Raw genomic sequence first — 14528 nt, 5'->3', positions numbered from 1 at the left:
CTCCCCGACCTCCGAAACCCGTGCACTGTCCATATTTTGGACAGTGATGCCGCCTGCCTGCCTTTTCCAATCCCCGCTGACCCCGGCACATCCTGCTTGGGATTCCGGTGGCGGCATGGTGGTGCTACGGTGTGTATCCCATGGGGAGTGCTCCCCATGGGATACACACCGTAGCCAGACCGCACTAACACGCCATCCCCCAGCCGGCCGCAAGCCAACGCAAATGTCCGGCCACCCGTAACGGTGCCGTCGCGTCTGCCCGGAGGGGGTGCCGGAGGCAGGCAGAGGAGAGCGAAACGATGAATCGCCAATGGGCTTCCCCGGGAATCCGCGAAAAAGCTAATAAAACTCTCGCTTCCTGAGCGCTCACACTCCCATGCCCAACAATTGAGCTAAGGTCTGAGACATGTTTTGCTGGTAATCCGGAGCCATAAATGGTATGAGAAACTTGTCGTGAAGACCTTTGACCAGGGCGTCTGATGAGAAGCAGGGTTTGCGCTTCGACCTGGAATGCGTCTGCGCTCCTGTTGGGAGCGTCGAGTGTGCTTGCCTGCCCCGGCTCGTGGCGGGGCCAGACCGCGCAGAGGTTCTCCGGCGCCATACCGTTCTAATACCTCGCGCCACACCAACCCAGCCCCACAACAGAACACTCGTGAACACCAGATCTCAACTCACACTGTCCGGCTTCTTGCTCAGCCTTCTCATCTCAAGCGCGCCCGCGCAATGGACCAGCGTTGGGGTCGGAATTGACTACCAGAAGTTCACCGCGACAGGCCCGAACAATGTCTTCGTGACACGCATGGCAGTGGCCAACACCAACTGCACAATCGGCAGCATGATCGCCTTGAACCATGTTTCCGGGGCCAGAGAAGTGGTCAGTGCGCAGGCCCCCCGGTACGAGGATGCCATCAATTACTGGGGAGAATCCTGGGGAAAACGCAACGACGTGGTGGTGGCCATCAACGGCAGCTTCTTCAACGGCACCAGTGGCATCATTACCGGCGGGCATATCTACGATGGCTGGTATGCCAAGCGATTCGATGACTGGGGCGGGCAGATGGGCTTTGTGTGGAAGATGGACCGCAGCTATTTCAATGGCGTTTGCTACCATTATTTGCCCGACGATCACACGGTGACAGTTGGCGGATCATCGCGTGTTTTCGACGGCATCAATATCGCCCGGGGATCAAACCAATTGATCCTCTTTACGCCGCAATACAACAACAACACTTTGACTTCTGCCGGCGGGGTGGAGGTGCTGGTCGAGCTGTCCACGCCGTTGCTGATCCTCACCCCACCCGGCACAGTCACCGGGACGATCAGACAGGTGCGCGTCAACCAGGGGTCCACCAGCATCCCTTTTGACCATCTGGTACTTTCGGGGGTGGGGGAGGCGGCGACCTTCCTGCAGACTTATGCCGAAGTGGGCCAAACCATTGCGATCAGCCAGCGATTCCGGCTCTATGACGGCCCGCCCGGCGGCGATCTTTGCTCCGTTGTAGATAATCGCACCTTCCACAAGGCGTACGCGCTGGCCCAGGGGAACTTCGAGTTCCTGAAAAATGGCGTGATCCAGGAGACCGACGACGCTGGAATGACTGCTCGGAACCCGCGGACGCTAGTCGCCTACAACTCTACCTACATTTTCTTCATGGTGTGCGATGGGCGGAGCGCCCAAAGCATCGGGATGACCAGCGACGAGATGGGGGTATTCTGCAGGGACACGCTGGGCGCTACCTATGGGGTGAACATGGACGGCGGCGGCTCCTCCGCGATGTGGGTAAATGGGGTGATCAAGAATGTCCCATCCGACGGCAGCGAGCGTGCCGTGGCCAATGGGCTGATGATGGTGAACCTCCTGCCCAAGCAGGTCTCGACGGAGTTCAGCGCCGGGAAGACAGTCACGACGACGGCCAATGCCAACCTGCGACTGGGGCCGGGGACGGACTATTACGCTTTCACGACAATACCCAACGGAACGCAGGGAACCGTGGCAAGCCATTCGGTCAACGGCGTCTACGCCAAGGGTTACTATTGGTGGAAGTGCGCTTTCGGCACGAGCTCTGGTTGGATCGCGGAAAGCCTCCTGGCCTCCTCCAGCAACGCCCCGACGATCACACAACAGCCTGTAAGCCAGCACGTTGGTCCGAGCGACGATGCCAGCTTCACCATCCTCGCCGCGGGCACCAGTCCCCTCGCCTATCGGTGGCAGAAGAATGAGGTCGGATTGGCCGACGGAGGGCATTATTCCGGGAGCACGACGGCGACGCTGGCAATCAGCAATGTGGACAGTAACGACGTGGCCAGCTATCGCTGCGTGGTAACCAACGATTTTGGGAGTGCGATCAGCAGCCCCGCAACGTTGACGCTGGTTACGAATCCTTTCGGATCGTCCCCCCTCATCCACCTGCCAACCCTCCCCGGCGATACTGCTAATGAGGCCCGCGCCATTACGCCCGACGGCCGGTATGTGGTGGGCCTCTCCGGCTCGCGCGGCTTCCTCTGCGACCTGAATACCGCGAGCCTCGTCAACGTAATCAGCTCGGATGGAGCGCAATCCGCCATCGTGACGGGCGTGGGTTACCGCACCGACGGCGGCCAGCGAGAGGTCATTGTGTCCGGCCTGTCCGGCACTTGGTTTACAGCCTGGAGGACGGCCAACGGCGGGACGACGTGGGGTGCAAAGGTGCAGTCCGATGCCGCCAAGAACCCAACGGTTCCAGACGCGAATGGACTCGCCGGGACCTCATCGGATCTCTTCTACTCGGCGGGGACGGATAAAGGCACCGGGGCAAACGACAACTGGGTATTGAATATTGGCCGGGGCTCCAACTCTTGGCCGGCGATGGTGGCCTGGGGTGAGAAATCTGTTCCCAAGCCGAACAGCTTCGCACAATTGAATGGCATATCCAGCAACGGCCGAGGTGTGGGTTGGCGGCAGAACTCGGGAGTGTACATCAACTATGTTGCCGATTGGAACGGCGCCGGCCTGGCGCCCTGGAGCCCTACCGGTTTGAATGGCACCACGGCGGGGCAGGCTTATGCCGTCAGCGCCGATGGGACGATCATCTTTGGCCTGTCACCAAAGCCCGGTGGCACCGCGGCGACCAACTACGGTTACAAGGCGGTGTTCGATACAACTTATCCCGGCCCGGCCACGCAGATTAGCACTAAAGTGTTGCCCAATTTCCCCGATACGGCCGGCTCGGCCAACCTCGCGATCCCATACGGCTGCACGGCGGACGGCAAGTACGCCGTGGGAATGAACTACCGCGGCGCGGAAAGGGCGGTTCTCTGGGATACGCACGACGCAAGCGCGACCAATTGGACGGTGACCGACCTCACCGCTTTGGCGGTGGCAGGGGAGAACCTGGGCATCTTCAGCCGATTGACCCGCGCCTACAGCGTGGGCACGAACGGGGCGGGCAACCTGGTGATCGCGGGGGTTGGCCTGGACACGAACAGTCCCGCCAGGACGCGTGCTTTCGTGATGACCGTTACCCCGACAAACGCCGCAGTCGTGCCTCGGCCAACCGTGACCATCTCGGGCTCCTATCCTGCCGGATTCATGTTCAGTTTCCCTACGGCAGCCAACGCAAGTCTATCCTATTACCTGGAGTACGCGACCAATCTCAGCGGTGCGATTAGCTGGAATACAATTACCTCCACCCCGGGCACGGGTGCCGTCGCCAGCCTGCCGGACTCGAATCCGTCCGGCCAGCAACGGTTCTATCGTATCCGGGTCCAATAATGTCCAGGCCGGAAAGGCGGACCCGCGGGAACTGGCGTTAACCGACTTACCCGCGCCCGCACGTCCCGTAATTGCGGCGGCTCAACCCCCGCTCGCCAAAACGGGCAACCCGTTGATCTGCATGCCTTTCATGGCGCGCAGAAAGACGACCCGCTGGTAGCCGACCTCCATCAACAGATTTGACCACTTCTGCTGCACTAGTTCCGATTCGCCCTCGCTGCCGCGGTTTATCAGAACGATCACGGCCAGCTCGCGACTCGGTTGCTGTTTGGCCAGGTCCAGGACGCGGTCCTTCTTGAGCACAGACAGAAACGGGCCGTCCTTTGCTTCCGGCTTCAGCACGTAATTGGTATCATCGGAGTAATAGCGAACGATGAGATCAGCCCGCTCCTGTTCGTTAAACCGCATCACCGAAGTGGATTGTGGCGTGGAACACGAAGTGGCCAGGAAGGCCAGGAACAGCAGCGGAGCGAGAGCCTTTAACATCAGGCCCCGCCGTCCGCAATTTCTCTGCCAAACTGCCTCAAAGAATGGCCTGCCAGCCGGACGAGACAAACTCTTCGTGGCCAGGCGCAGCCTGTCCAGAAACCGGACCATCGCTGCCTGATTTGAGGCAGACTTCAACCCTCTCAAGCCTCCCGTTGACATTCTGCCCGCAGCCGGTAGCATTTGGGGGAATGGCTGTGCGGCGCGTTCGTCTATCGGCTAGGACACGGCCCTCTCAAGGCTGAAAGACGGGTTCGATTCCCGTACGCGCTACCATTCGTTCGCAGCAGGATGAGCAAGACGAACAAGCTGAATCGTGCCGGCAGGTTGCTCCGGGCTCCCGCCGGGGAATCAGGACGTATGTCCATCTGCCGCTGTTGTGGGAGCTGAAATGCGCTTGTTTCAAATCATCTTCAATCCGACCAGCGCGGCGGAACTGGCGCGGATGCCCAAGGAGCTGCAACTCCGCATCCTCGGCGAGTTTCGCGGCCTGCCGCAACAGGTCATGCACACTGAGCTGGACCAATTCGGGAAGCTGGAACGTGCGGGCCGAATCCTGCACCGGTTCCGAGTGGGCGATTATCGCGTCTATTTCGAGCGGCACGAGCTTGGGCTGGTAGTGCACCGCATCCTTAATCGCCACACCCTCAAGGACTTTCTCTTCCGTTCCGGCTTGAAGACGCCGGAGGACGAGGCGCTCCAGCAGAATCCGAAGTTCTGGGAGCTGATCGAGGCCGCCAAGACCACCCCGTCCAGGGGCTGAGGGCTTGTTTGGCCTGCGCCTTGCCACCGCCGCCGGCTGCGGGTGATACCTGATGGCCTGATGCTCAATCAAAATACCAACAGTGCCTGCGCGTGGCGGGATGTCCTCTGGCGCCACCGCGGCTGGCTGTTGGTGGCCCTCGTCGTCTTGTTCGTTCTGGTCGTGCGTGTGCGGCTGCGGGGATTGCCGCTGGAGCGCGACGAGGGCGAATACGCCTACGCGGGCCAGCTCATTTTGCAGGGTGTGCCGCCGTACAAAGTGGCTTACAACATGAAGCTGCCCGGAACCTATGCCGCATATGCGGTAATAATGGCGATCTTCGGGCAGAGTCCCTCCGGTATTCGCCTCGGCCTCGCCCTGGTCAACGCGGTCTCGATAGTGCTCGTGTTCCGGTTGGGCCGGAGATTGCTGGATGAGGCGACAGGTATTTCCGCGGCGGCAGCCTTTGCGCTGCTGTCGCTAAGCCCGTTCGTGCTGGGCCTGGCCGGCCATGCGACCCATTTCATTGTGCTGGCCGCCCTGGGCGGGATATGGCTGTTGTTAAGGGCCCTTGAGCACCCTGCCATCCATCGCCCCAGGCACTGGGCTTTTCAGCCCTCGGCGCTCCTTTTCGCCAGCGGCCTGCTCTTCGGATTGGCATTCCTGATGAAGCAGCATGGAATCTTCTTCGGCCTGTTCGGAGTGCTGTATCTGCTGTGGGTGCGAGGGGGAGAGTGGCTGGCGGCAGGCAGTACGCGGGGCCGGCGATTGGACGTCAGAAATCCGCGCGAGCGGACCGGCGAAGCCTCCTTCGCTGGTCCGGCGCGGATCGCCGCAGACCTGGGCTGGTTTGCGCTGGGCTGGCTGGCGCCCTACGGCCTGACCTGCCTGGTGCTGTGGTGGGCCGGGGCATTTCCTCAATTCGTGTTCTGGACGATCAGTTACGCCCGCGAATACGCTTCGGCCATTTCCCCGGTGAACGGTCCGGCCATGTTGCGCGCCGGGCTGCGCGCGGCGGTCGGCCCCAACCTGATCCTATGGCTCCTGCCCTGGATCGGACTGCTCGTCCTGTGGTGGGATGAAAGGCTGAGCGAATCCAGCCCCAGGTCCGCTCCGCGAAGCCCGAAAACCAGAGGCCAATGGCCGGGAGCCGGGGCTGGCGGCGAGGAGGCCGCGATCCGCAAGTCGCAAGTTCCCCATCCCCGTTTCTTCCTGACGGCCCTGCTCTTCTGCTCGTTCGCCTCCGCCAGCGTGGGGCTCTACTTTCGCGAGCATTATTTTATTACCGTACTGCCTGTGCTGGCATTGCTGACGGGCGTGGCGGTCAGCCGGGGCTTGCACCTGCTGCGGCACGACCAGACCATTGAGCTGTTTCTGGCCGTGCCCATTCTGGGACTGTTTGCCATCGCCCTGGGCGCGGCCCTGATTGGGCAAGGCTCGGTCTGGCTGACCTTGCCACGCGACCGGGCTTTGCGCAGCGTTTTCGGGTCCACGCTATTTGCCGGAACGGCCCAGGCAGCAGATTACCTTCGGGCGCACACAGCGAAGGACACGCGCGTAGCCGTGCTGGGCTCGGAACCGCAGATCTATTTCCTGTCCCGGCGGCGCTCGGCCACGGGCTACATCTACATGTATCCCCTGATGGAAGCTCAACCCTTCGCCTTGAGAATGCAGGAGGAGATGATCGCCGAAGTTGAGCGGGCCCGGCCCGAGTACGTAGTTTACATTGACGACGACTTCTCGTGGTTGTCCCGGCCTGCTTCCGCGCGAAAGGTCGCCGAGTGGTGGGCGGATTACTGGGCTGCGAACCTGGACCTGGTCATGACGATCGAAGTTCGAGAGGGACACGAACGGGGGACGGACATGGACAAACCGGCGCCGGGCGCCTCGACCGTGAAACACATCCTGATTCTTAAGCGCAGACCATCGCCCGAACAGAAGCCAGTCGCGGCAGCGGATCCGGCTGGCCTCCGCTGGGGACCAAGCCAACCGTGACGCACCGCGGGCCGGCACTCGTGCCGCAACACTCGCGCTATCAAAGAAGCCTTGAATCGCCGCCGGTTTCAACCGAGGCTTGCGGTGCATCCAGTGTCTGCAAAGAAGCATCTGCCCGCCCTGCTGGCCGTCATCGGTTTTTGCGTGATGGTGGGGCTCCTGGTCTCCAGGTCGAACACCCGGAGCCCGCTCTATCAAGGCAAGACGGTCAAGACATGGTTGCTGCAACTCTCCGCGCCTGATCCCAAGGCCCGCCACGAGGCCCAGGCGGCTTTCCAGACCCTGGGCACCAACGCCGTCCCCGAACTGGCCAGGTTGGTGAGAGTCGAAGATGCCCGCTGGCGGGAGGTGATGCGCCGAATTGCGTTCCGGCTGCCCCGATTCGCGCGAACGCTGGTGCTGCATCGCGTGAGTCCGCCCCAGGCAGCCTTGGTCCGTCCAGCGGCTGCGCGAGCCCTGGCGAATCTTGGCCCGCGAGCGGCAGCGGCGACGCCCGAGCTGGTCCGAGCGCTACATGACAAGGTGAATGGCACTTGCTGGGAAGCCACTGTCGCCCTGGGCCGGATTGGCGGCCCGGCGGTGCCGGGCTTAACCAGCGCGCTGCAAGAAGAGGATGCGACCGTGCGCTGCGCCGCCGCGCGCGGCCTGGGAGAAGCCGGCCCCGAATCCGCGCCAGCCGTGCCGGCGCTTATTCAAATGCTCACGCGGGACAGTCCGGCTGAACGCGCGGCCGCAGCTCAAAGCCTGGCCAGGATTGGAACCCCGGCCGTGGCGCCGCTGATCAACGTGCTGGTGCGCGAAAGAGGAGCTGCCAGAGAAGCTGCCGCTGCCGCGCTGCTCCAGCATTACGGACGGCCCGGACCACACTTGGCCGCGGACAGGACCTCGACTGCCGACGAAACGGCCGCCGCGCGCGAGCAGGCGATAGGAGTCCTTGCGGCGAGCGGCCTGGCCAACGAGCTGGTCACAAAGTTGCTGGCCGGCGCAGTCAAGGACCCTGCTCCAGGGGTACGCCTCGCCGCCCTCAAGGCCCTGGCGCAAGGCCACTGGAATCTGCAACCCGCCTTGCCAAACCTGGTCGCAGGCTTGAGGGACGAGTCGCCGATGGTCCGCGAATGGTCGGCCCGGGCGCTGGGCAAGATCGGGCCCCCAGCTAAAGCCGCAATTCCAGGACTGACACGACTAGTACAGGATAAGCTAGAATCTGTGCGCGTTGCCGCGTTGGAAGCGCTGGAAAGCATTAAGCCAAGCGGGGAAAATGAAATTCTTGCACCGTTTAGAAAGGCTTGGGATTGAAAGTTTATCTGACTAATCTCAGCCATGAGCAAATACTGGGAAAGAGCTCTCTTGCTAGCCCTAGTTGGTTACGCAACCCTGCTTGTCCTGCACATTCTTATTCATCCGGAAGTGTATCAATGGGACTTCCGCGGTTATTACCAGTGCGCAACGGCGTTCCGGTCAGGAATCAATCCCTACGATACACAGGCGGTGACTCAGATGGCAGGAGCCGAGCTACTTCCGTTCGTTTATCCGCCTCTAACCTTGTTTGCTTTCCTCCCGTTCACCTATTGTGAATATGCGTTGGCATATAGCGGGTATTTGTTTCTTAAGGTGGTTGTACTCGCTGGGTTGATTTATCTCTGGAGCACTGCTTTCCTTAGCAGGCGCACGGATTACTTATTCTATGCGCTCTGCCTGTTTGGCTTCAACGCAACGATTTTTGTTGACCTGCAGTCAGGGAACATCTCGCTGTTTGAGCAATACGGTCTGTGGCTGGCCTTCCTCTTCTACCTGCGGCGCTGTTATGGGCTTTTCAGCGGAGTCATTGTAGCTACCGCGCTGTTCAAGGTGCAGCCGGTTTTCTTCCTGTGCCTGCTGCTGGTCGTCCCTGGCGCAAGAAGATGGAGGCATCTTGTGATTTCTTTGGCAGCATTCCTCGGGGTGCTGGCTCTGGAATATGTCCTCGCGCCAGCATTATTCAGCGGATTCATTGCAAACGCAGGCAACACGATGAACGAAGAAGGTATTAAGAATCCATCAACGTTCTCGCTGGCGCGACAGGTGCTTGCCGCGTCTGCTGAAGCGCTTGATCTGCCGCCTTTGGCCGGGATCTACTACTTCGTGCATGGCGTAATTGCCGTGTGCATCGTGGGCGTTAGTTGGCGCGCGACGCGTAAGCTCTATGATACGCCTGTCCAGGACAAAGCAATTTGGCTAGTGGGATTGGGCTGCTGCGTGTTCGCATTGATCAGCGTCCGCTTCAAGGACTACTCTTATATGACTTTGATTGTGCCTGCCTACCTTGTTTTCGAGCGGGCCGTGGTTGACAAGAAAGTGTTGCTGGTCGCTCTCGCAAGCTTTTCGGCGGCTCGGGTGACCCTCCCTGGTGTGGTTGAGGTGGCGCCCTTCTGGTGGAGTTATTACCCGCTGCTTATCGCTTTTGGCGTTTGGTACCTATACATTCGCACTATTCATTCGCCCGTGCGCCCGCATCAGGCTCAGCCGCAATGATATAGGCAGGCACCAGAGTCGCGGGCTACAGATATCCCCGCCCAACTATCGCTCTTCCTGCGGTGGGCAGAGGGTTGACTATGATGGATCCCGGTAAGGTCGTCCCGACTGGTATAGCTTCAGCAATTGCCGATTTCTGTCGGCAACATCGTGTTGCCCGGCAGCAACGGCCAGGTCACGCGCTTTCTCGGCCGCGGCAATCGCCTCGCCGAACCGGCCGGTCTCAGCGTAGGCGGCCGCCAGCGTCCCGACCAGAACGGGCATTTGGTACCCGGTCAACGCGCAAGCGCGCTCGGCTAGCCGGACGGCTTCAGCCCCGTTGCGGTTCGCCGCGTCAGGATCGGAGGAAAGCGTCCAGGCGAGGTTGTTCAGGGCCGGAACGAGGTCAGGGGAGATGCTGAGCGCCTGGCGGTACTGGCAAATGGCCTCGGCGCCGCGCCCGAGCGTGGCGAGCACCTGGCCGGCCTTCACTTGGTTGAGTGGCGTGAGCCCCAACGCCATCGCCGCCTGAACATTGGTCAGTGCTCCCTGCCTGTCTCCGCTCCGCTGCAGAAGTTCAGCATAACCCAAGTGGGCTTCCGGTGTGGATCGGATGCGCAGCGAGTCTTGATACTGCCGCGCTGCCTCCGATGTCTTGCCGGCGGTGGCCAGGACCCCGGCCAGGCGCCACTGAATATCGCTGCGGTAGGGGTGATCACCCAATTCGCGGATCATGTGCTGGAAGAGGGTAGTGCTGTTCCGCCAGATCCCCACCTGGCGCACCGTCAGCCCGGCCCAGAACACAGCCAGAACCGCCATCGCGGCGGTGGTTGCCGCAAACAGTCGTGGCTGGGAACTCGCCTTCCAAAGCGCTGCCGCCAGGAGGACTGCCCAAACCACTCCTTGCACATACCCGTAACGGTCGGACGTGTAGTGGGGGTGTTCGGTCAAACCCAACATCGGCACCAGCAGCGCCAGGTGGCTGGTCCACAGCGCCAGCGCCCAGGGCCATCGGCGGCGGCGCGACACCAGCACTGCCGTCAGCCCCGTGACCAACGCCGCGCTCAGCCAGAAAGGCCAGGTGTTGGGATTGAACTCTACCAGTCGGGCGTAAACCGGCGACAGGTGAAACGGCAGCCAGGGTTTCCAAAGATAATAGGCCCACCCGTAAAATGCCTGCATGGCCCGCGCACCCATGCCAAACTGCTCCAGGCTCACGGGAGGCCCGAGCATGGTGTTCGAAGCCCGCAGCAACAGCGTCACCACCAATACGACCCCCGAGACCAACGCGTAAGGCGCTTTTTCCAGCCAGATGCGACGAGCTGAGATATTCCACAAATTGGCCAGCCCGGGCTGAAACCGCCGCAACGGGTAGAAGTCTATCACCACTAGCACGGCGACCAATGGAAGACCAATCGGAAAGCTGAGCAGCGACACTCCATAGCTGAGGATGGAAAGCCAGTAAAGCCTCCGACGCCCGCTCTGTGCGGTCGCGGCTTCCGAGCGCAGGTAACACAAGACCGAGAGCATCAGGAAGAAAAAGGGCTGAACGTAGTTGCGGCCGGCGTCCCAGGCGACCGACTCGACCCTGAAAGGATGGACCGCCCACAAGAGCGCCCCGAGAGCGGAGCATAGCCAGGTTTGGCGGTTCCCCGTTCTGGCCGGGTCGTTCCTCGCGGCCAGCAGAAGTAACCGCTGGATCAGAAAGAAGACCAGGACGGTATTCGCGGCATGGAGAAGAAGATCTGTCAGGTGGTACCCCATCGGATTCAGGCCGCTGAACTGCCAGGTGATTGCCCAGCTCAGCCAACCCAGCGGCACATACCGTGGCGGGTAATCGCACGTCGTGAAGATCCAGCGCAGATTCGCCGCGCTGAACCCCTGGATGTGTGGATTCGCGTAGACGTTGACGTCATCATCCCACTGGACGAAATCGGCGAACAACACGCGGTGGAAGACCGCAAAGGTCGCGAGGAACAGCACGAGGCCGGTTAGCCAAACACGTCGCATTGCCTGCAAAGGATCGCCAGTATGGTAAATCGCCCGCGGACAGCCTGTCCGAGGGCGCTCGGATGCTACTGGCCGGCTGGGTTTTGTCCACCCGCAAACATATCCGCCACTCACCAAAGTAGTCGGGGGCATGACAGAAATATTCAGAAAGAGTTGTTTACCGGAACGTCGGCCCGTCCGTGTATGGCTTTGATTACAGGATGCTTCCACCTGCTTCGTTTTCTTTGTCTTCTTCTGTTAAGTTATTCCTCCGTCCCGGTTCGCGCCGGACAACCGATGCATGCGCCTGTCTTACACCAAGCAAACGAAGGAAACGAAGAATTCTGTCCCGTGCCTCTTCCTGAATTGGTGTCCATTTGTGGTTGCACTAAACCGTTGGCGCTTCAGCGGTTCACCCGCCTGCTCCGTTTGGCGGTTGTCGGCGCGCCCGGGAATGGGCAAGATAGCGGTGCCCGATGAACCGCATCAACAACAGGCGGCTCGCGCCGCTTCTTGGCTTGCTCCTGGCCGCCGCGACCCTGGCCGCCTTCTGGCCGGTGATTCATCACGACTTTGTCAACTGCGACGACCAGGCTTACGTGTATGAAAACCCGGCTCTCGTGGCCGGCCTGAGCTGGCCGGCGGTAGTTTGGGCCTTTACCACCGGCTACGCCGGCAACTGGCATCCGTTAACCTGGCTTTCGCACCTGCTGGACGTGCAGTGGTTCGGCCTCAAAGCCGGCGGGCACCATTTCACAAGCCTTCTGTTGCATGTCGCAAACACGCTGCTGCTGTTCGTCGTGCTGAGGCGCATGACCGGCGCCCTGTGGCGCAGCGCCCTGGTGGCCGCCCTCTTCGCCCTGCATCCGCTGCACGTCGAGTCAGTCGCCTGGATTGCCGAGCGCAAGGATGTGCTGAGCGCCTTCTTTTTCCTGTTAACCCTGTGGGCTTACGCACGCTATGCGGAGGGAGGGAGACTGCAGGCTGGAGTCTGGAGGCTGGAGGAAGCGGGCAGAATCCAGGAGTCCGGAGCCGACGCCACTCACCACGTGCGCCCTCCACAGTTCTGCGACGGAGAACGGGCACCACGTGCCGCCCCTACAGCCTCCAGCCTCCAGCCTGCAGCCTTCTATTGCCTCGCCCTCATCTTCCTCGCCTTGGGCCTGATGAGCAAGCCGATGCTGGTAACGCTGCCCTTCGTGCTGCTCCTCCTCGACTACTGGCCGCTCCGCCGACTCCGACTCTCAACTCTCAACTCTCAACTCTCAGCTCTCTGGCCGCTGCTCAGGGAAAAGCTCCCCTTCTTCGCCCTCGCCGCCGCGTCGAGCGTGGTGACATTTGTCGTGCAGCAACGGGCCGGCGCGGTTGCCGCCGTCGAAGTGTTGCCACTGGACCTGCGGTTGGAGAACGCGGTGGTATCCTATGCCATTTACCTGGCCAAGACCCTGTGGCCGTCCGGGCTGGCAATCTTCTATCCCTACCGCTATGAGCTGTCCTCTGGACTGCTGGCCGCCGCGGTGCTGGCTATGATTATTCTGACCGTGCTGGCGTTGATTAGTCTTCGCCGGCAGCCTTACCTTGCGGTGGGCTGGTTCTGGTTTCTCGGGACGCTCGTCCCCGTGATAGGGATCGTGCAGGTTGGACAGCAGGCCCTGGCCGATCGGTACACCTACCTTCCCTTGATTGGCGTCTTCCTTGGCGTTATCTGGGCGCTGGCAGATTGGCTGGGAGCTACCCCTGCCAGTGGCCCGGGCCGACGAATCGCCCTGTTTGGCGTTGCAGTGCTGGCGCTAATGGCGTGCCTGGCCCTGACCCGAGGCCAGGTCCGGTATTGGCAAGATTCGGAAACCCTGTTCCGCCATGTCTTGGCCGTAACCACCAACAACGCACTTGCCCACCATTCGCTCGGGGACATATTGGCCAAGCGAGGTCGAATTGAAGAGGCGGAAACTCACTTCGCCGAGGCGGTGCGGATCAAGCCGAGGTATGCCGAGGCGTTAAGCGATTTGGGGCTGACACGAGTCATGCGGGGGAAACTGGAGGAGGGCATCGGCCTTTACCGGGCTGCAATCGCGGCTCAGCCCGGCAACTGGAGGACGCACCACAACCTGGCGCGGGCGCTGTGCCTGCAAGGCAAGTTCGACGAAGCGGTTCCGGAATATCGAGCGGCCCTGGAGCTGGAACCCGGCGCCAGCGAAACGCGCGGCGCGTTCGCCGCGGTCCTGGTGCAGTTGGGCAGGACGAACGAGGCCTGCCAGGTCTTCGAGGAGGCGCTCAAGCTCAAGCCGAATGACGCCGCGTCGCATTTTCAGTATGCCAGCCTGCTGCTGGCCCTGGGGCAAGCCGAGGCGGCGGCGCGGCATTTCGAGGCGGCGCTGCAATGGGCGCCAGGCAACGCCGAAGCCCATCGCCGCTACGGCCTGCTGCTGGCCGACAGTGGCAAGACGCAGGAGGCCCTCGCGCACCTTCGCGAGGCGGTTCGGCTGCGGCCCGGGGCGGAGGCGCACTACAATTTGGGGACGCTGCTGCTCCAGCAGGGCCAACCGGAGCAGGCGGTTGAGCAGTTTCGCCAGTCGCTGCGGCTTAAGCCCGATGTGCCGGCGGTGCTGAACGACCTGGCCTGGGTCCTGGCCGCCAATGCGAGCGACGGCGCGCGCAACGGGGCCGAGGCGGCGAGCCTGGCGGAGCGGGCTTGCAAGCTGACCGAGTTCCGGGAGCCGCTGCTGCTCGGCACCCTGGCGGCGGCGTATGCGGAAGCCGGCCGGTTTGCGGAGGCGCGCAGCACGGCCCAAAGGGCGATTGAAGCCGCGCAAGCCGCGGGGCAGGCGGAGCTGGCGGCGCGCAACCGGGAGCTGTTGAAGTTGTACGAGGCCGGCAAGCCCTGCCGACAGTAGAGACACGGATATCCAAGTCCAGCGTCCTGCACCGCAGGCATGGCGGAGAGGGGACAATGGCGATACCGCTCCTGGAATACGTGCCTTCCTGCCAAAGCGGCGTGGCGCTTCGCTTCCCGCCGCAGTCCAAGTTCTTGTTTTTCGGCTCCTTTGTATTCATGTCTCGGCTTTGCGTGAGACT

The 14528-nt window shown here is 61.7% G+C and carries 8 protein-coding genes and 1 tRNA gene; 7 read left to right on the top strand and 2 right to left on the bottom strand.

The annotated features are described in order from the left end of the window. Positions 1-652: 652 nt before the first annotated feature. Complete coding sequence (locus tag P5205_13680) at positions 653-3751, top strand: phosphodiester glycosidase family protein (protein HSA11412.1); 3099 nt, start codon at positions 653-655, stop codon at positions 3749-3751. A gap of 81 nt (positions 3752-3832) precedes the next feature. On the opposite strand, the gene P5205_13675 is transcribed toward P5205_13680, so the two are convergent. Continuing rightward, on the bottom strand, positions 3833-4237 hold the full coding sequence (locus P5205_13675) for a hypothetical protein (protein HSA11411.1): 405 nt from the start codon (positions 4235-4237) through the stop codon (positions 3833-3835). 201 nt (positions 4238-4438) lie between these two features. On the opposite strand from P5205_13675, the gene P5205_13670 reads away from it, so the two are divergent. From P5205_13670 to P5205_13650, 5 genes are all read left to right on the top strand, one after another. After that, positions 4439-4513 (top strand) — tRNA-Glu (locus P5205_13670). A 115-nt stretch (positions 4514-4628) separates the two neighbouring features. Then, the gene (locus P5205_13665) at positions 4629-5000 is read left to right on the top strand and encodes a hypothetical protein (protein ID HSA11410.1); all 372 of its coding nucleotides are present in this window, start codon (positions 4629-4631) and stop codon (positions 4998-5000) included. A gap of 60 nt (positions 5001-5060) precedes the next feature. Continuing rightward, positions 5061-6974 carry a glycosyltransferase family 39 protein gene (locus P5205_13660; protein ID HSA11409.1) on the top strand — a complete coding sequence of 638 codons (1914 nt, stop codon included), beginning with the start codon at positions 5061-5063 and terminating at the stop codon, positions 6972-6974. Positions 6975-7067: 93 nt separating this feature from the next. After that, a complete protein-coding gene (locus P5205_13655) occupies positions 7068-8270 on the top strand; it encodes a HEAT repeat domain-containing protein (GenBank protein HSA11408.1) in 1203 nt (400 codons plus the stop codon). Positions 8271-8294: 24 nt separating this feature from the next. Beyond that, a complete protein-coding gene (locus tag P5205_13650; protein HSA11407.1) occupies positions 8295-9485 on the top strand; it encodes a glycosyltransferase family 87 protein in 1191 nt (396 codons plus the stop codon). Positions 9486-9563: 78 nt separating this feature from the next. On the opposite strand, the gene P5205_13645 is transcribed toward P5205_13650, so the two are convergent. Further along, complete coding sequence (locus tag P5205_13645) at positions 9564-11474, bottom strand: hypothetical protein (GenBank protein ID HSA11406.1); 1911 nt, start codon at positions 11472-11474, stop codon at positions 9564-9566. A 455-nt stretch (positions 11475-11929) separates the two neighbouring features. On the opposite strand from P5205_13645, the gene P5205_13640 reads away from it, so the two are divergent. Continuing rightward, complete coding sequence (locus tag P5205_13640) at positions 11930-14347, top strand: tetratricopeptide repeat protein (GenBank protein ID HSA11405.1); 2418 nt, start codon at positions 11930-11932, stop codon at positions 14345-14347. Positions 14348-14528 lie beyond the last annotated feature (181 nt).

This window comes from Candidatus Paceibacterota bacterium, from assembly GCA_035452965.1.
Lineage (GTDB): Bacteria > Verrucomicrobiota > Verrucomicrobiia > Limisphaerales > UBA8199 > UBA8199.
This window is presented reverse-complemented; position numbering and strand designations above follow the sequence as displayed.